At 75.6% G+C, this 17,850-nt stretch carries 15 protein-coding genes; 10 read left to right on the top strand and 5 right to left on the bottom strand.

The window, feature by feature from the left end; genetic code table 11:
- Positions 1-64 precede the first annotated feature (64 nt).
- Positions 65-976: a TIGR01777 family oxidoreductase gene (locus BMZ33_RS11335; RefSeq protein ID WP_091110197.1), complete on the top strand. Its 912-nt coding sequence runs from the start codon at positions 65-67 to the stop codon at positions 974-976.
- A gap of 6 nt (positions 977-982) precedes the next feature.
- On the opposite strand, the gene BMZ33_RS11330 is transcribed toward BMZ33_RS11335, so the two are convergent.
- Positions 983-2,659, bottom strand: coding sequence for a serine/threonine-protein kinase (locus BMZ33_RS11330; protein WP_169064183.1), 1,677 nt, complete (start codon positions 2,657-2,659; stop codon positions 983-985).
- Between the two features lie 118 nt (positions 2,660-2,777).
- Between BMZ33_RS11330 and BMZ33_RS11325 the strand changes: the two genes are divergently transcribed.
- From BMZ33_RS11325 to BMZ33_RS11310, 4 genes are all read left to right on the top strand, one after another.
- Positions 2,778-4,025 carry an NAD(P)/FAD-dependent oxidoreductase gene (locus BMZ33_RS11325; protein WP_091110192.1) on the top strand — a complete coding sequence of 416 codons (1,248 nt, stop codon included), beginning with the start codon at positions 2,778-2,780 and terminating at the stop codon, positions 4,023-4,025.
- On the top strand, positions 4,025-4,759 hold the full coding sequence (locus tag BMZ33_RS11320; protein WP_091110189.1) for a Type 1 glutamine amidotransferase-like domain-containing protein: 735 nt from the start codon (positions 4,025-4,027) through the stop codon (positions 4,757-4,759). Before BMZ33_RS11325 ends, BMZ33_RS11320 begins: the two co-directional genes overlap by 1 nt.
- Positions 4,760-4,823: 64 nt before the next feature.
- Positions 4,824-5,483, top strand: coding sequence for a lipoyl(octanoyl) transferase LipB (gene lipB, locus BMZ33_RS11315; RefSeq protein WP_091110186.1), 660 nt, complete (start codon positions 4,824-4,826; stop codon positions 5,481-5,483).
- Between the two features lie 2 nt (positions 5,484-5,485).
- Positions 5,486-5,869: a PPOX class F420-dependent oxidoreductase gene (locus tag BMZ33_RS11310; protein ID WP_169064182.1), complete on the top strand. Its 384-nt coding sequence runs from the start codon at positions 5,486-5,488 to the stop codon at positions 5,867-5,869.
- Between the two features lie 26 nt (positions 5,870-5,895).
- Here BMZ33_RS11310 and leuS read toward each other — a convergent pair whose 3' ends face one another.
- Positions 5,896-8,799 (bottom strand): leucine--tRNA ligase, encoded by a 2,904-nt coding sequence (leuS, locus tag BMZ33_RS11305; RefSeq protein WP_091110180.1) that lies wholly within the window; start codon positions 8,797-8,799, stop codon positions 5,896-5,898.
- 260 nt (positions 8,800-9,059) lie between these two features.
- Between leuS and BMZ33_RS11300 the strand changes: the two genes are divergently transcribed.
- The 4 genes from BMZ33_RS11300 to BMZ33_RS11285 all read left to right on the top strand — a co-directional run bounded on the left by BMZ33_RS11300 (position 9,060) and on the right by BMZ33_RS11285 (position 14,509).
- Positions 9,060-11,342 carry a putative bifunctional diguanylate cyclase/phosphodiesterase gene (locus tag BMZ33_RS11300; RefSeq protein ID WP_091110175.1) on the top strand — a complete coding sequence of 761 codons (2,283 nt, stop codon included), beginning with the start codon at positions 9,060-9,062 and terminating at the stop codon, positions 11,340-11,342.
- A gap of 86 nt (positions 11,343-11,428) precedes the next feature.
- Positions 11,429-12,538: a hypothetical protein gene (locus tag BMZ33_RS11295; RefSeq protein WP_136697281.1), complete on the top strand. Its 1,110-nt coding sequence runs from the start codon at positions 11,429-11,431 to the stop codon at positions 12,536-12,538.
- An 84-nt stretch (positions 12,539-12,622) separates the two neighbouring features.
- The gene (gene lipA / locus BMZ33_RS11290; RefSeq protein WP_091110891.1) at positions 12,623-13,591 is read left to right on the top strand and encodes a lipoyl synthase; all 969 of its coding nucleotides are present in this window, start codon (positions 12,623-12,625) and stop codon (positions 13,589-13,591) included.
- Between the two features lie 51 nt (positions 13,592-13,642).
- A complete protein-coding gene (locus BMZ33_RS11285; protein ID WP_091110170.1) occupies positions 13,643-14,509 on the top strand; it encodes a DUF4191 domain-containing protein in 867 nt (288 codons plus the stop codon).
- Between the two features lie 33 nt (positions 14,510-14,542).
- Here BMZ33_RS11285 and BMZ33_RS11280 read toward each other — a convergent pair whose 3' ends face one another.
- Together BMZ33_RS11280 and BMZ33_RS11275 are read right to left on the bottom strand one after the other, a co-directional pair.
- Entirely contained in the window at positions 14,543-15,034 is a 492-nt protein-coding gene (locus tag BMZ33_RS11280; RefSeq protein ID WP_169064181.1) for a GNAT family N-acetyltransferase, read from the bottom strand.
- A gap of 57 nt (positions 15,035-15,091) precedes the next feature.
- Positions 15,092-15,514 (bottom strand): RDD family protein, encoded by a 423-nt coding sequence (locus BMZ33_RS11275; protein WP_091110164.1) that lies wholly within the window; start codon positions 15,512-15,514, stop codon positions 15,092-15,094.
- Positions 15,515-15,679: 165 nt separating this feature from the next.
- Here BMZ33_RS11275 and glnA point away from each other — a divergent pair, with 165 nt between their 5' ends.
- Complete coding sequence (gene glnA, locus BMZ33_RS11270; RefSeq protein WP_091110162.1) at positions 15,680-17,116, top strand: type I glutamate--ammonia ligase; 1,437 nt, start codon at positions 15,680-15,682, stop codon at positions 17,114-17,116.
- A gap of 231 nt (positions 17,117-17,347) precedes the next feature.
- Here the strand turns inward: glnA and BMZ33_RS11265 are convergent, their stop codons facing one another.
- The gene (locus BMZ33_RS11265; protein WP_091110160.1) at positions 17,348-17,764 is read right to left on the bottom strand and encodes a hypothetical protein; all 417 of its coding nucleotides are present in this window, start codon (positions 17,762-17,764) and stop codon (positions 17,348-17,350) included.
- Positions 17,765-17,850 lie beyond the last annotated feature (86 nt).

Here is a 17,850-nt window from a genome sequence, read left to right as displayed (position 1 = left end):
GGTCGGGCCCCGGCGTGCGCGCCGGGGCCCGACCGTGTCCCGGCCAGGGGGATCGAGGAGGGTCATGAAGATCGCGGTCACCGGCGCGTCCGGGCTCATCGGCAACGCGCTGGTCCCCGCCCTGCGGACCGACGGGCACGAGGTGATCCGCCTGGTCCGCCGCACCCCCCGCACCGCCGACGAGCACCGCTGGGAGCCCCAGCACCGCTCCATCGACCCCACGCTCCTGCGCGACGTCGACGCGGTGGTCAACCTGGCCGGGACGCCCATCCGCCCGCGCCCGTTCACCGAGCGGTACCGCCAGGAGGTCCTCGGCAGCCGGGTCGACAGCACCCGCACGATCAGCGAGGCGCTGGCCGCCGTGGCGGCCGAGGAACCCGGTCGCCGCCGGGTGCTGCTGTCGGCATCCGCCGTCGGCTACTACGGCGACACCGGTGACACCGTCACCGACGAGCGGGCCCCGGCCGGTGACGACTTCCTCGCCCGCGTCTGCGTGCAGTGGGAGGACGCCACCCGTCCGGCCGCCGACGCGGGCGTGCGCGTGGCCACGCTGCGCACCGGGCTGGTCATCGGCCGCGGCGCGATGCTGGTGCGGATCCTCGGCACCGTGTTCCGCGCCGGGCTCGGCGGCCGCATGGGCTCGGGCCGCCAGTACTGGCCGTGGATCGGCCTGGCCGACGAGGTCGGCGCGATCCGGTTCCTGCTCACCGCCGACGACGCGTCCGGCCCGGTGAACCTGACCGGCCCCGACCCGGTGACCAACGCGGACTTCGTGCGGGACCTCGCCCGGGCCGTCCACCGGCCGGCCGTCCTCCCGGTGCCCGCGCCGGTCATCCGGCTGGCCCTGGGCGAGTTCGGCCGCTCCAGCGTCCTGGCGGGGCAGCGCGCCGTGCCCGCGCAGCTGCAGGCCGCCGGCTACCGCTTCACCCATCCCGACCTGCCCGCGGCGCTGCGCGACGCCCTCGCCCGCGACTGACCTTCCTCACGTCAGCCGCCCGGCCGACTCGATCCGCCAGCCCCCGGGCGTCCGGACCAGCACCATGCTGACCGGGGTCCGCCCCCGACCGGCCTCGGTCCGCCTCGGCGGACCGTCGGGATCGTCCGCGGCGACGACGTCGTAGGCCGGCCAGCTGTCCACCAGCCGCAGCACCACCCGGCCGTCCGCGCCGGGCGCACCGGTCGCGGTCACCTCCTCGACGACGGGCCGGAAGCCGCGCAGTGCCTCGCCGGAGGCCGCGAGCGCCGCCACGTAGCCACGGTCGGCGGCCAGCAGGGTGCTGTCCGCTGTGTAGACCTCCCCCAGCGCCGCCGGAGAGGTGCTGGACAGCGCCTCGGCCCGGCGCGCGTAGAGCCCGGCGAGGACGGTCGGCCAGTCCGGGTCCGCCGTGGTGGCCTCGACCGCGGGCGGGGAGGACGACGGGGCCGGAGCGGCGGGTGGCGGGGCGGCGTCAGGAGTGGACGGGGCGGGAGTGGACGGGGCGGGAGTGGGTGCCGGCGGCGGCGCGGCGGAGGACGTGCCGGACGGCGCCGTCGCCGACGCGACCGCAGCGGCGGGAGCGTCCGCTCCCCCGGGCCCCGACCGGGTCCACACCGTCCCCAGCCAGACGGCGCCGGCCACGAGCCCGGTCACGCCGAGGGCCACCGCAGCGCGACGCAGCAGCGGGCCGCCCGGCCGGGGCAGCCGGAGCAGCCGTCGCGGGGCGGGCCGGACCTCCCGGGGCGGCGGGCGCCGGTGCCGTCCGGGCACCTCGTGGGTGAGCTCGGTGCGCGGCACCCGTCCGGGGCTCGCGTCGTCCGCGTCCGTGGCGGGCAACCGCACCGGCTCGGGACGGCAGGCGTGCCGGAGGTCCAGGGCGAAGGCCGCCGCCGACCCGCGGTCGTGCGGGTCGGGCGACAGGCCGCGGGCGACGACGTCCAGCAGCGCCGGCGGGGCTCCCGGCGCGAGCTCGGCGAGGTCGGGCAGCTCCGCGGTCGCGGCGACGGCCAGGGTGTCGGCCGGTGTCGCCGCGTTCCACGGTGCCACCCCGGTCAGGGCGTGGAAGGCCGCGGCCGCGACCCCGAAGACGTCCGACGCCGGGCCCGGCGCCGCACCGCGGGCGACGGCGGGGTCGACGTAGGCCGGTGTGACGGCACCGGCCGCCTGCTCCCCCAGCACCCGGGCCACCCCCAGGTCGGTCAGCACCGGGCGGCCCTCGGCGGTGAAGACGACGTTGCCCGGGGACAGGTCACCGTGCACGACGCCCTCCCCGTGGGCGCAGGCCAGCGCCGCGGCCACCGGAGCGAGTGCGGTGACCACCTCCCCGGGTCGCAGCCGCCCGCGCCGGGCCAGCAGGTCCGCCAGGCTGCCGCCCTCGAGGAGGTCGAGGACGAGCGCGACCCGCGCGGGTCCGCCCCGGCGCGGCTGGTGCACCACCTCGTGCAGCCGGACCAGGTGCGGGTGGTCCAGCGCGCCGAGCAGCGCCGCCTCGCGGGCCTGCCGCTCGGCGTCCCCGGCGAGGAGGACCTTGACGGCCACGGGGCGGCCGCCGGCCCGGGGCACCGCCCGCCAGACCTCACCCGAGCCGCCTCGGCCGAGCAGCCGCTCGAGCCGGTAGCCGGGCACGGCGGGCGGCCGCGGGTCGCCGTCGGGCGGGCCGGCGGGGTCCGGGGAGGCAGGCACGGCGGGGACGGTAGGACGCCAGGCCGGTGGCCCGCTCCGTCCGTCCACAGGCCGCGGGGCCGTCCACAGCCCCCGTCCCGGACGGGTGGCCCGGGCGGTGAGCACCTAGGTTCGGGGCATGCCGCTGCCCGCCCGTGCCGAGGTCGTCGTCGTCGGCGCCGGCCTCGCCGGGTTGTCGGTGGCCACCCGCCTGGTCGACGCCGGCCGCGACGTGCACGTCCTGGAGGCGGCCGCGCACGCGGGCGGCCGGCTGGCCACCGAGCGCGTCGACGGCTTCGTCGTCGACCGGGGCTTCCAGGTCTTCAACACCGGCTACCCCCGGGCGGCCGACCTCGACCTGCCGGCCCTCGACCTCGGCTGGTTCACCCCGGGCGCGGTCGTGTGGGACGGCGGGCGCGCCCACCGGGTGGTCGACCCGCGCCGCCACCCCACCGCGGCACTGGACACGCTGCGCTCGCCGCTGGGCCCGCTGCCCCGCAAGGCGGCCGTCGCCGCGTTCTCGGCGCGGGCGGGCTACGCGCCGGTGTCGCGGCTGCTGGCCGCGCCCGAGACCAGCGCCGACGAGCGCCTGGCGCGGGCCGGGGTCGGGCCCGCGGCCCGGTCGCGGTTCTTCGGCCCCTTCCTCGCCGGCGTGCTGCTCGAGGACCGGCTGGAGACCTCCAGCCGCTACCTCGACCTGCTGTGGCGCAGCTTCGTCCGCGGCGCCACGGGCCTGCCGGCCCGCGGCATCCAGGCCATCGGCGAGCAGCTGGCCGGGCGGGTGGGCGCGGAGCGGCTGCACCACGGCGTCCGGGTCGGCGCTGTGTCGGGGTCGTCGGTCACCACCGACGCCGGACGGGTGCAGGCCGACGCCGTGGTCGTGGCGACCGACCCGGCCACCGCGGCCGAGCTGGTGCCCGCCGTGCAGGCGAGCGCGCCCCGGCAGGTGACCACCCACTACCACGTGCTGCCGGCCAGCCCGTGGCCCGATCCGCTCATCGTCCTCGGCACCCCCGGCGGGCACCTGGTCAACAGCGTGGTGCTCACCGACGCCCAGCCCGCCTACGGCCCGGACGGCCGGGCGCTGGTGGCCAGCAACTCCCTCGCCCCGACCCGCGAGGTCGACGTCCGGGAGGAGGTGGCGCGGCTGCACGGCGTCGCGGTCGCCGACCTCGAGCACCTGACCACCGTCACGGTGACCGGCGCCCAGCCGGCCGCGCTGCCACCGCTGCAGCTGCGCCGCCCGGTCGACCTCGGCGGGGGCCTGTTCGTCTGCGGTGACCACCGCGACACCCCGTCGATCCAGGGTGCCATGGCCAGCGGCCGGCGCACCGCCGCGGCCGTGCTGAGGTCGCTGCGGTCGGGCACCCCGGCAGGAGCCGCCTGATGCCCGCGACCACGCCGACGATCCTCGCCACGAGCATCGGCTTCGACTCCCGCGGCCGCGGCCCCTACGACTGGGTGCCCGGGCCGGTGTTCGACCTGGCCCTGGAGCTGGCCGAGGCGCCCGAGCAGCCCCGGCTGTGCTACCTCGGCACCGCGACCGGCGACGACCCGGTCCGGGTGGCCGGGGTCTACGGGGCCTTCGCCGGCAGTGCGGTGCGGGTCAGCCACCTCAGCCTGTTCCCGATGCCGACCGTGCCCGACGTGCGGGCGCACCTGCTGGCGCAGGACGTCATCTGGGTCGGCGGCGGCAGCGTGGCCAACCTGCTGGCGGTCTGGCGGGTGCACGGGCTCGACGAGGTGCTGGCCGAGTGCTGGCGGGCCGGCGTCGTGCTCGGCGGGGTGTCGGCGGGGTCGCTGTGCTGGCACGTGGGAGGCACCACCGACTCCTACGGGCCCGACCTGCGGCCGGTCACCAACGGCCTGGGGCTCATCCCGACCTCCAACGGCGTGCACCACGACTCCGAGGAGCAGCGCCGTCCGCTCTACCAGCGGCTGGTCGCCGACGGCACCCTCCCCGCCGGGCACGCCACCGACGACGGCGTCGGCCTGGTGTACCGCGGCACCGCCATGGTCGAGGCTGTCGCCGACCGGCCGGGCAAGGCGGCCTACCGGGTCGAGCGCGGACCCGACGGCACTGCGGTGGAGACCCGGGTCGAGCCGCGCCGGCTGCGCTGAGCGGCCGGCCGTCCCCGGTCCCGTGGAGTGGGGCGAGCGGGGTCCCCTCACTACGCTGGGAACCGTGAGCGAGCTGCGCGTCGTCCGGGCCGGCACCGTCCCCTACGAGCAGGCGTGGGAGCGGCAGCGCGAGATCCACGCCGCACGCGTGGCCGGGGAGGGCCCCGACACCCTGCTCCTGCTCGAGCACCCCTCGGTCTACACCGCCGGCCGGCGCACCGAGCCGCACGAGCGGCCGCTCGACGGCACGCCCGTCATCGACGTCGACCGCGGCGGCAAGATCACCTGGCACGGGCCCGGCCAGCTGGTCGGCTACCCGATCGTCGCGCTGCCCGACCCGGTCGACGTCGTCGCGCACGTCCGCCGGCTGGAGGACGCGCTCATCGCGGTCTGCGCCGGCGTGGGCGTGCAGACCCAGCGGGTCGAGGGCCGCAGCGGCGTGTGGGTGGCCGCCGACGCGCCCGGCCCCGACAGCCGGTTCCGCCCCGAGCGCAAGATCGCCGCGATCGGCGTCCGGGTCGCGCGCGGGGTCACCATGCACGGCTTCGCGCTCAACTGCGACCCCGACCTGGCGGCGTTCGGCGCGATCGTGCCCTGCGGCATCGTCGACGCCGGGGTGACCTCGCTGAGCGCTGAGCTCGGCCGGGACGTGCCCGTGGCCGAGGTGGTCGACGCGGTGGAGGACGCCGTGCGACGCGTCCTCGCCCTCGCCCCGGCCGTCTGACCGTGGCCGGGCTGCCGCGGAGCACCCACGTCAGCCTGACCACGTTCCGTCGCACCGGGCAGCCGGTGGCCACGCCGGTCTGGGCCGCCCCCGACGGCGAGAGCCTCGTCGTCTGGACCCGCGCCGACTCCGGCAAGGTCAGACGGCTGCGGCACACCAGCCGGGTCACCGTCGCCCCGTGCGACATCCGCGGCCGGGTGCGCGGCCCGGCGGTCGAGGCGACGGCGGGTTTCGTCGACCGCGCCGAGTGGCCGCAGGCCCTCGCCGCCCTGCGGCGCGCCTACGGCCTGCGTTTCCGGCTCGGCTACGGAGGCTCCCGGCTGTGGTCCCGGCCCACCCGGCCGGGCACCGAGCGGCACGAGCTGATCCGCATCCGTCCCGCCTGAGGAGGCGCCCAGGCGGGACGGGCGCCTCAGGCGACGACGAAGTTGACCAGCCGGCCCGGGACGGCGACCACCCGCCGCACCGTCTTACCGGCCAGCTGCACGGCGACCCGCTCGTCGGCCCGCGCCACGGCCTCCAGGGCCGCGGCGTCGGCACCGGCCGGCACGCTCACCTGCGCCCGCACCTTCCCGTTGACCTGCACGGCGACCTCGACGGTGTCCTCGACCAGCCACTGCTCGTCGGCCACCGGGAACCCCGCCCAGGCGACCGAGGAGTCGTGGCCCAGCCGGGCCCACAGCTCCTCGCCCAGGTGCGGGGCCAGCGGCGAGACCAGCAGCACCAGCGGCTCGGCCACCGAGCGCGGCACGGCTGCGTCGGCGCCGTAGGTCGCGGTCAGCGCGTTGGTCAGCTCGGCGATGCGGGCGATGGCCACGTTGAACCGCAGCGTGGCCATGCCGTCCCGGACGCCGGCGATCGCCCGGTGCAGCGCCCGCAGCACGTCGTCCGAGGGCGTGGCGTCGTCCACGCGGACCGCGCCGGTCGCCTCGTCGACCACCACCCGCCAGATTCGCTGCAGCAGGCGCTGCGAGCCGACGACGGCCTTGGTGTCCCACGGCCGCGACTGCTCCAGCGGCCCGGTCGACATCTCGTAGACCCGGAAGGTGTCGGCGCCGTAGGCCCCGATCATCTCGTCGGGCGTCACCATGTTCTTGAGGCTCTTGCCGATCTTCCCGTACTCCCGGTTGACCGGCCTGCCCTCGTAGAGGAACCGCCCGTCCTCCTCGACCACGTCGGCGGCCGGCACGTAGAAGCCGCGCTCGTCGGTGTAGGCGTAGGCGGAGATGTAGCCCTGGTTGACCAGCCGCCGGAACGGCTCCTCGCTGGACACGTAGCCCAGGTCGTGCAGCACCTTGTGCCAGAACCGGGCGTACAGCAGGTGCAGCACCGCGTGCTCCATGCCGCCCACGTACAGGTCGACGCCGCCGACGTCGCCCGGCGAGCGCGGCCCCAGCCAGTAGCGCTCCAGCTCCGGGTCGACCATCTGCGCGTCGTCGCCCGGGTCCAGGTAGCGCAGGTAGTACCAGCACGACCCCGCCCAGTTGGGCATCGTGTTGGTCTCGCGGCGGTAGGTCCGCAGGCCGTCGCCCAGGTCCAGCTCCACCGTCGTCCACTCGGGGACCCGCGACAGCGGCGGCTCGGGAGCGGACTCGGCGTCGTCGTCGGCGAAGGTCTTCGGCGAGTAGTCGTCGACCTCGGGCAGCAGCACCGGCAGCAGCGACTCCGGCACCGCCCGCGGCAGGCCGGCGTCGTCCCCGTCGACGGCGTAGACGACCGGGAACGGCTCGCCCCAGTAGCGCTGCCGGCTGAACAGCCAGTCGCGCAGCTTGTAGGTGGTCGTCGCCTCGCCGTGGCCGGCGGCCACCAGCCACTCGGTCATCCGGGCGATCGCCGTGGCCTTGTCGGTCAGGCCGTCCAGCGACACGTGCTCGTTCGACGAGTTCACCATCGGGCCGCTGCCGGTGTACGCGCCGCCCTCGAAGCCCTCCGGCGGCTGCACGGTGCGCACCACCGGCAGGCCGAAGACGGCGGCGAACTCCCAGTCGCGGCTGTCCTCGCCCGGCACCGCCATGATCGCCCCGGTGCCGTAGCCGGTCAGCACGTAGTCGGCGACGAACACCGGCAGCTCGCGGCCGGTGACCGGGTTGACGGCGGTCGTGCCCAGCCAGACGCCGGTCTTCTCCCGGGCCTCGTTCTGCCGGTCCAGCTCCGAGCGGCGGGAGGCCTGCCGCTGGTACTCGCGCACCGCCTCGCCGGGGGTGGCCGCGCCGCCGGTCCACCGCGGGTCGGTGCCGTCGGGCCAGGCGTCCGCGGTCAGCGCCTCGACCAGCGGGTGCTCGGGGGCCAGCACCACGTAGGTGGCGCCGAACAGGGTGTCCGGGCGGGTGGTGAAGACCTCGATCGCCTGCTCACCGGCCGCGAAGCGGATCCGCGCGCCGGTCGAGCGGCCGATCCAGTTGCGCTGCATCTGCTTGACCGAGTCCGACCAGTCCAGCCGGTCCAGGTCGGCCAGCAGCCGCTCGGCGTAGGCGGTGATCCGCATCATCCACTGGGTCAGCGGGCGCCGGAACACCGGGAAGTTGCCCCGCTCGGACCGGCCGTCGGGGGTGACCTCCTCGTTGGACAGCACCGTCCCCAGGCCCGGGCACCAGTTGACCGGCGCCTGGTGCAGGTAGGCCAGCCGGTGCGCGTCGACCACGCGGCGCTTGTCGGCGTCGGGCAGCTCCGCCCACGGCCGCCCCGTCGGGTTGGTGCCCGGCGCCGGCTCGCGCGTGCCGGCGTCCAGCTCGGCGACCAGCTCCTCCACCGGGCGGGCGCGGCCGGCCTCCTCGTCGAACCAGGCGCCGAAGATCTTCAGGAAGATCCACTGCGTCCACCGGTAGTAGCCGGGGTCGATGGTGGCGAAGGTGCGCCGCTCGTCGTGGTCGACGCCCAGCCGGCGCAGCTGCGCGCGGATCGCGGCGATGTTGGCCTCGGTGGTGATCCGCGGGTGCTGCCCGGTCTGGACGGCGTACTGCTCGGCGGGCAGGCCGAAGGCGTCGTAGCCCATCGGGTGCAGCACGTTGCGGCCGTCCATCCGCAGGAACCGGCTGGTCACGTCGGTGCCCAGGTAGCCCAGCGGGTGCCCGACGTGCAGCCCGGCGCCCGAGGGGTACGGGAACATGTCCATCAGGAAGGCCTTGGGCCGGTCGGCGACCCGCTCGAAGCCCTCCGCCAGCCGCCCCGTCGGGTTGGGCGTGTGGAAGGTGCCCTCGCGCTCCCAGCGGTCCTGCCACTCCAGCTCGATCCGCTGCGCCAGCGCCGGCGTGTAGCGGTGCGGCGGGACGCCCTCGCCGGCCGGGTCGGTGGCGGGCTGGCTGACCGTCTGGCTCATGGTCGCGGTTCTCCTCGGCGGTCGTGCGGCGGGCAGAAAAAAACCCCTCGCGCAGGAGGGGTCGCCGTGCTGTCTGCGTCGGTCAGATCAGCACGGCCGGCGAAGGAGCAGCTGCCCGATCACGCGCGCGAGCCTACTCCGCCGCACCGGCGGGACGCGCGCGGATGCGGCCGGCCGCCGTCCCGTGCACACCACCCGGGAGGGTGAACCGGCGGCGGACCGGGCTGTAGTCCCCGTCCCGCCCTGCCGAGACCGATCGTGTGCGATCGAACGCGGAGAGAGAGCCCGACCGTCGCGGCTCCCGCTGGACCCTGGGCTCGATCGGCCTCGTCCTCGCGCTCTTCGCCACCGGCGTCGGACCGCGTCCGGACGGCGAGGCGTGGGCCCTGGCCTACGACCTGGTCCTCTACAACGCCGTCTGCCTGCTGGCCGCCGTCGTCTGCGTCCTCGCCGCCCGCCGCAACCGCGCGGAGCGCCTCGCCTGGACCAGCCTGGCCGTCGCCTTCGTGCTCAACACCGTCGGCAACCTCGTCTACACGCTGGTCATCGCCCGGCTGACCTACGAGCCCTACCCCTCGCTGGCCGACTTCTTCTACCTCGGCTACTTCGTGCCGCTGTACGTCGCGCTCATCGCCCTCATCCGCACCCGCGTGCAGCGCTTCCACGCGAGCATGTGGCTCGACGGCGGGATCGGCGCCCTGGGCGCCACGGCCGTGGCCGTCGCGGTGCTGCTGGAGCCGGCCCTGCGCCTGACCGAGGGCAGTCTCGCCGCCGTCGTCACCAACCTGGCCTACCCCGTGGCCGACGTCGTGCTGCTCGCCGTCCTCGTCGCCGTGTCGGCGATCCTCGGCGTGCGCCGCGACCCCGCGCTGCTGCTGCTCGGGGGCGGCATCGTGGCCAACCTGGTCGGCGACATCGTCTACCTCGACCTGGCCACCGTGGGGGACTACGTCGAGGGCGGCCCGCTCGACCTCACCTGGCTCAGCGGCATGCTGCTCATGGCGCTGGCCGCCCACCGCAGCGACCGGACGGTCCCCCCGTCGCGCGAGGCCGACACCCAGGTGGGCTGGCGGGTGCTCGCCGTCCCGCTGGTGTGCAACCTGGCCAGCCTCTTCGTGCTCGGCCTCGGCTGGGGCGACCGGATGTCGCCGTGGGCGGCGTGGGCCGCGATCGGGTGCGTCCTGGCCGCGCTGGCCCGGACGGCGGTCACCTTCCGCGAGGTCCGCACGATCCGCGAGGTCAAGCTCGAGGCCCGCACCGACGAGCTGACCGGCCTGCCCAACCGGCGCGCGCTGCTCGAGGCCGCCCGCGACGTCGTCGCCGCGGCCACCACCGCGCGGCCCGCGGCCCTGCTGCTGCTCGACCTCGACGGCTTCAAGGAGGTCAACGACAGCCTCGGCCACAGCGCCGGCGACGAGCTGCTGCGCCAGGTCGGCCCGCGGCTGACCCCCGCGCTGCGGCCCGGCGAGGTGCTGGCCCGCCTCGGTGGCGACGAGTTCGCCGTGCTGCTGCCCGGCACGGACCTCGAGACCGCGGCCGACTTCGCCGGCGTGGTCGACGGGCTGCTCCGCCAGCCCTTCCCGGTCGGGGGCATCCGGCTGCACGTCGGCGTCAGCATCGGCGTGTCCACCGCCCCGGTGCCCGCCGACGACGTCCAGGAGCTGCTGCGCTGCGCCGACGTGGCCATGTACGCGGCCAAGTCCGGGCGCACCGGCGTCCAGGTGTACGTGCCCGACCCGGGCAGCGACTCCGGTGACCGGCTGCGCACCATGGAGGAGCTGCGCACCGCGCTGGTCGAGGACGAGCTGATCGTGCACCTGCAGCCGCAGGTCGCGATGGACGACGGCCGGCCGGTCGGCGTCGAGGCGCTGCTGCGCTGGCAGCACCCCACGCGCGGGCTGCTCAGCCCCGCGTTCGTGCTGCCCGCCGCCGAGCAGGCGGGGCTGCTGCGCCCGCTCACCGACGCGGTGCTCGACCGGTCGCTGGACGCGGTCGCCCTGTGGTGGGCCGAGCACCGGGTGCCGGTCTCGGTCAACCTGTCGGCGGCCAACGTCGCCGACCTGGACCTGCCGGCCAAGGTGGCCGCCGCCCTCGGCCGCCGGGGGCTGCCCCCGCAGGCGCTGACCCTGGAGCTGGTCGAGGACACCCTCATGGCCGACCCCGAGCGCGGCCGCCGGGTGCTCGGCGAGCTGCGCCGGCTCGGCGTGCGCACGTCCATCGACGACTACGGCACCGGCTACAGCTCGCTGGCCTACCTCCGGCACCTGCCCGCCGACGAGCTCAAGCTCGACCGCAGCCTGACCGCCGACGTCGACCGCGACGAGCGGGCCGCGGCGATCGTGCGGCACACCGCCGCGCTGGCGCACGACCTGGGGCTGAGCCTGGTCGCCGAGGGCGTGGAGGACCTCGCCACCGGACGGCGGCTGGCCGACCTCGGCTGCGACGTCGCGCAGGGCTACGCCATCGCCCGGCCGATGCCCGTCGCCGACTTCGTCGGGTGGCTGGCCGGCACGCGCACGGGCGGGTCCAGCCACCGCGTGTGACCGCCGGGGGCCGCGCTCCCCCGGGGTGTGCCCGCCAGCGGGACCGGGCAGGATGGCCGGAGTCGATCAACCCGGAGGTCCATCCCGTGTCCCGTAGTCAAACCCGCGGCCAGGTCATCGGGGCCGAGCTCCAGGAGGGGTTCAGCCACCTGGGCGCCGCCGTGACCGAGGCGTCGCGGGCCGCTGCCGAGCAGCTCGCCCCGCGCGTCGAGGCGGCCCGTGACGCGGCCGGTCCCGCCCTCGACGCCGCCCGCGACGTCGTCGTCCCGAAGGTCGCCGCTGCCGTCGCCGTCGCCGCCCCGGCGCTCGCCTCCGCCCGGGAGGCGCTCTCGCCCCGGGTGGAGTCCGCCCGCGACGCGGCCGGCCCCGTGCTGGAGCTGGCCCGCGAGCGGGTCGACGCCGCCGTCGAGGCCCTGACCCCGCGCCTGGAGGCCGCCCGCGGTGCCGCCGGTCCCGCCGTCACCTCCGCGCTCACCGCGGCGGGTGCCGTGGCCGCCCGGGCCGCCGCCGACCTCGCCCCGCACGTGGAGGCCGCCTCGGCGGCCACCCGCAAGGCCCTGACCACCGAGGTCGCGCCCCGCGTCGTCGCCGCCCGCGACGCGGTCGGGCCCGCCCTCGAGCACGCCCGGGGCACCCTGGCCGCCGGTGTCGAGGCCGCCCTCGGCGAGCTCGAGCACCGCCGCGCCGAGCTCGTCGCCACCACCACGAAGGCGACGGCCGACCTGCGCACGAAGTCGGCGAGAACGGGTAGGGACACGAGGACGAGGGCGGCGCGGACGGCCGCGCGGACCACGCGGAGGGCCGGGCTCGCGCCCGAGCCGCGCCGCTGGCCGTGGGTCGTCGCCGCCCTCGTCGCCGGGGCGGTGGCCTTCGTGCTGCTGCGCCGGAAGAAGGCGGACCCGTGGACGCCGGCCCCTGCCGGTGACGGGCCCGTGCCGAGCTACCGAGAGGACCCCGTGCCCAGTTCCCCGAGCAACGACAACGCCGGCAAGACCGTCTCCAGCGCCCAGTGGGAGGCCGGCGACTCCGCGCCCAACGAGTCCGACATGGGCATCCGCGACGCGCAGCTCGTGGCCGGTGACGACGCCGCCGGCGAGACCGACCCGACGCAGACCGCCCCCGAGCCGTACACCAGCGGTGGCGGCGCCCAGGACGCCGGCCCGACCGCCGGCCCGCCCGGAGCCGGCCAGGCCTGAGCCGCGCCGAGAGCTCTCCCACACCGCCCCCGCTGCCTCCCGAGGCAGCGGGGGCGGTGCGCGTCCGGGGGTACCGTGCTGGTCATGAGCGAGACGGCGGTGCCCACTCCCCCCGCGAAGGTCGAGCCCGCCGGACGCAAGCTGCTGCGCCTGGAGGTCCGCAACAGCCAGGTCCCGATCGAGCGCAAGCCCGACTGGATCAAGACCCGGCTCAAGACCGGCCCGGAGTACACCGAGCTCAAGTCGCTGGTCCGCCGCGAGGGCCTGCACACCGTCTGCGAAGAAGCCGGTTGCCCCAACATCTACGAGTGCTGGGAGGACCGGGAGGCCACCTTCCTCATCGGTGGCGACCAGTGCACCCGGCGCTGTGACTTCTGCCAGATCGACACCGGCAAGCCGGCCGAGTTCGACGCCGACGAGCCCCGCCGCGTGGCCGAGAGCGTGGCCGCGATGCAGCTGCGCTACGCCACCGTCACCGGGGTCGCCCGCGACGACCTGCCCGACGGCGGGGCCTGGCTCTACGCCGAGACAGTCCGGCAGATCCACGCCGCCGTCCCCGGCTGTGGCGTCGAGCTGCTCATCCCCGACTTCAACGCCGAGCCCGCGCAGCTCGCCGAGGTGTTCTCCTCGCGGCCGGAGGTGCTCGCGCACAACGTGGAGACCGTGCCGCGGATCTTCAAGCGGATCCGGCCGGGCTTCCGCTTCGAGCGGTCGCTCGCGGTGATCACCGCCGCCCGGGAGGCCGGGCTGGTGACCAAGTCCAACCTCATCCTCGGCATGGGCGAGGAGCCCCACGAGGTGCTGGAGACGATGCGCGCCCTGCACGAGGCCGGCTGCGACCTGCTCACCATCACCCAGTACCTGCGGCCCTCGCCGCGGCACCACCCCGTCGTCCGCTGGGTCAAGCCCGAGGAGTTCGTCGGCTTCCAGCAGCAGGCCGAGGAGATCGGCTTCCCGGGCGTGCTCGCCGGGCCGCTGGTGCGCAGCTCCTACCGGGCCGGGCGGCTCTACCAGCAGGCCGTGGAGGCCCGCGGTCTCGCTCCTCGGGGCTGAACTCCCGCCGCGCCGACCGGACTGCTGCCCGCACGCCCCTATCCTGGGGACATGGCACGCAGCAAGCCCACAGACTCCCCCGCGCCCGCCGGCAAGGCGGGGCGCGGCCCCGCCGCGGGGCGCGGCCGGTCCTCGGGCGCTGCCGCCGGGGCCACGGCCGCCTCCGCGAAGGGCACCGCCGGCAAGGACACCAAGGCCAAGGGCAAGGCCGGCGCGGACGGTCAGCCCAAGGTCGGGCGCCTGAAGAGGGTCGGCAACCAGGTCCGCATGATCAAGCAGGCCTACTCGCTCACGCGGAAGAACGACCCCAAGCTGCCCTGGCTGATGCTCATCGCCTTCGTGGCGGTGGCCGGCGTCGTGGAGCTGCTGGCGATCCTCTTCGGCGCACCGTTCCTGCTCCTGCCGCTGGCGATCGTCCTCGGCCTGATGGCCGCGATGATCGTGTTCGGCCGCCGGGCGCAGGGCTCGGCCTACCGCCAGGTGGAGGGCCAGCCGGGCGCGGCCGCCTGGGTGCTCGAGGGCATGCGCGGCGACTGGCGGGTCAGCGCGGGCGTCGCCGGCACCACCCAGCTCGACAGCGTGCACCGCGTGCTCGGCCGCCCCGGGATCATCCTGGTCGGCGAGGGCTCCCCCGCCCGCGTCCGCGGCCTGATCGCCCAGGAGAAGAAGAAGATCGCCCGCGTCGTCGGCGACACCCCGATCTACGACGTCATGGTGGGCGACGAGGAGGGGCAGGTGCCCCTGCGCAGGCTCAGCACCCACGTGATGAAGCTGCCGCGCAACCTCTCGGCCGCCGAGGTCAACAGCCTCGGCCGGCGGATGTCCGCGCTCGGCGGTCCGCGGATGCCCGTCCCCGGCGGCCCGCTGCCCGGCGGCCGGCAGATGTCGGTCAGCTCCCGGCAGGTCCGCCGCCGCTGAGGACGGACCACCCTGCTCCCCGCGGGGTGGCCGTCACAGCCGGTCGAAGGGCGCGGCGTAGCGGAAGGTGCCGCGCTGCTCGGGCCCGTCGAGCCGGCGGGCCTGGAAGTGCGCGCCCCACGCCGGGTCGGGCGGGGCGAGGCCGAGGTCGGACGCCGCCCGGAAGCCGAAGCGCCCGTAGTAGGCCGGCGACCCGAGCAGCGTGACCAGGCGCTCCCCCGCCGCCTCGGCGACGGCGAGCAGCGCGTGCACCAGCACCGTGCCCGTCCCGCGGCCCTGCCTGTCCGGCCGCACGCCGAGCGGGCCGAGCCCGAGCGCAGGTGCGCCGAGCGGCTCGATCCACCCGCGGGTGGCCAGGACGTGCCCGACGACGTCGTCGCCGTCCACGGCCACGAGGGACAGGTGCGGGAGGAACCCGGCGTCCTCGCGCAGCTCCTCGACCAGCCGCGCCTCCACCGGCGTCGGGAAGGCCGCCCGGTGGACGTCGCCGACGGCGCGGTGGTCGGCGGGCCGTTCCCGTCTCACGGCCATCGTGCGGGGTCCCGCCGCGAGCCTGCGAGCGGTGGGGGGCACGGTGGTCCTTCAGCGCTCGCGGACGACGGCGGTGTCGGTGAGGCGGTCGTGCAGCCCGCGGCCGTCGGCGTCGACGACCAGCGCCGGGACCAGCAGCATCAGCAGCCCGGTGCGGACGACGGCCCGCCACAGCGCCAGCCGCGCCGCCGGCCGGTCGTGGGCCAGCCGCAGGCCGAGCAGCCGCATGCCCGGCGTCTGCCCGACGGCGACGAGGGACACGACGTAGACGACGGCGAAGGACAGCAGGCTCCAGTTGCCCGGCAGGTCCGGCGCGGTGAACAGGCCGGCGAGGACCGCCGAGAGCACCGCGTCGACGAGGAAGGCGAGCACGCGGGTGCCGAAGGTGGCCAGCGAGCCGGGCCCGTCGGACGGGAGCCCCAGGGAGGCGCCGCGGCGGCGGCCCTGAGAGGGTGGCTGCGCGTCCCCGACCATGCCCCCAGCGTAGGACGCGCCTGCAGCCGGCCCCTCCGAGCCGGGACGACGACGGGCGCCGACACGCCGGGGGCGTTGTTACCGCGCCGAAACAGACGGGACACCGCGGGGCAACCCCCCGCTCGTAGCTTGGCCGAAGGCCGTCCGCCCACTCCCGGAGGATCGATGTTCACCAGTCCCGACGAGGTCGCTGCCTACATCCGCGACAACGACGTCGAGTTCGTCGACGTCCGCTTCTGCGACCTGCCCGGCGTCATGCAGCACTTCACGATCCCCGCGTCGACCTTCGGCGAGGACACGTTCTCCGACGGTCTCGGCTTCGACGGCTCGTCGATCCGCGGCTTCCAGGCCATCAACGAGTCCGACATGCTGCTGCTGCCCGACGCCAACAGCGCGTTCGTGGACCCCTTCCGCAAGCACAGGACGCTCAACGTCAACTTCTTCATCCACGACCCGATCACGCGCGAGGCCTACAGCCGCGACCCGCGCAACGTGGCGAAGAAGGCCGAGGCCTACCTGGCCAGCAGCGGCATCGCCGACACGGCCTACTTCGGGCCGGAGGCGGAGTTCTACGTCTTCGACTCGATCCGGTACGACACCGGCATCAACGAGGCCTACTACCACATCGACTCGGTCGAGGGCGCCTGGAACTCCGGCTCCCCGACCGGTGAGAACGGCGTCGGCCCCAACCGCGGCTACAAGGCGCGGCTGAAGGGCGGCTACTTCCCGGTCGAGCCCTACGACCAGCAGAGCGACCTGCGCGCCGACATGATGAAGAACCTCATCGGCGTCGGCCTCGAGCTCGAGCGCGGCCACCACGAGGTGGGCACCGGCGGCCAGGCCGAGATCAACTACAAGTTCGACACGCTGCTGCGGTCGGCCGACAGCCTGATGCTGTTCAAGTACGTCATCAAGAACACCGCCTGGGCGCACGGCAAGACCGCCACGTTCATGCCCAAGCCGCTCTTCGGCGACAACGGTTCGGGCATGCACTGCCACCAGAGCCTCTGGCGGGACGGCGAGCCGCTCTTCCACGCCGAGACCGGCTACGCGGGCCTGTCCGACACCGCCCGCCACTACATCGGCGGCCTGCTGGCCCACGCCCCGTCGCTGCTGGCCTTCACCAACCCGACGGTGAACAGCTACCACCGCCTGGTGCCCGGCTACGAGGCCCCGATCAACCTGGTCTACTCGGCGCGCAACCGCTCGGCCTGCTGCCGGATCCCGATCTCCGGCGACAGCCCGAAGGCCAAGCGCATCGAGTTCCGCGTGCCCGACCCCTCGGCCAACCCCTACCTCGCCTTCTCGGCGATGCTGATGGCCGGCCTCGACGGCATCAAGAACAAGATCGAGCCGCCGGCGCCGGTGGACAAGGACCTCTACGAGCTGCCGCCCGAGGAGGCCCTGGGCATCGAGAAGGTCCCGGCCTCGCTGGACGCCGTCCTCGACCGGCTCGAGGTCGACCACGACTACCTGATCGACGGCGGGGTGTTCACCCCCGACCTGATCGAGACGTGGATCGAGTACAAGCGGGAGAACGAGATCGACCCGATCCGCCTCCGCCCGCACCCGCACGAGTTCGCGATGTACTACGACATCTGAGCGACGGGGCCACCGCCCCTGACCTGCGCGAAGCGCAGCCCCCGCCAGGGTCTCCCCGGATCCCCCTGGCGGGGGCTGCGCCGCGTCCGGCACCGGGCGCGCACCCTCGTGACGGGCGGTCGGGAGGGGACCGACGTGCGGCTGAACGCCCGTCGTCACGCGCGCCGCACCCGACGGTCTCCGCCCCGGACCGTCGCGGATGCCACGTCCGCGGCCTTCGGATGGGTCCGGTCAGCCGGTCGGCTCCACCGCCCGGCCGCCCTCGACGCGCAGCGTCGTCGCCTCCGGTGGCCGAGCGAGGGTCACTCCGACGGACCCCAGGAGCTGCCCCAGCCTGTCGCCCAGGCGCTCTCGGACGGTGTCGGCCTGCTCGCGCGTGTCCCAGAACGACAGGATCATCTGCTCGAGCTCGTCCGGCATCGAGGTCTCGCCCCGCTGCAGCCGCTCCCGGGCGTCCGCGATGCCCTCCTCGTAGGTCTGCTCGTCTGCGTGGACCAGGAACCACGCGCCTCGGCAGCCGTCCAGTTCAGCGAGCATCCCCACAGCCGGCGGGTCCTCGTCCGGAGCGGCCATCAGCCGCTCCAGGTTCTCGAGCCAGCTCTGCAGATCACTGACCCGCAGGTGGTAGGTGGCCAGTCGGGCGTACATCCTGCACCTCCCGCCGCCGGAGACGGCCGGCGGCCGCAGGGAGATGATGACCCTCTCGACCGAGGGGACCCGCCTCGTTGCGGCGG

Origin of the sequence: Geodermatophilus dictyosporus (assembly GCF_900115505.1) — a bacterium.
Taxonomy (GTDB): Bacteria; Actinomycetota; Actinomycetes; order Mycobacteriales; family Geodermatophilaceae; genus Geodermatophilus; species Geodermatophilus dictyosporus.
This window is presented reverse-complemented; position numbering and strand designations above follow the sequence as displayed.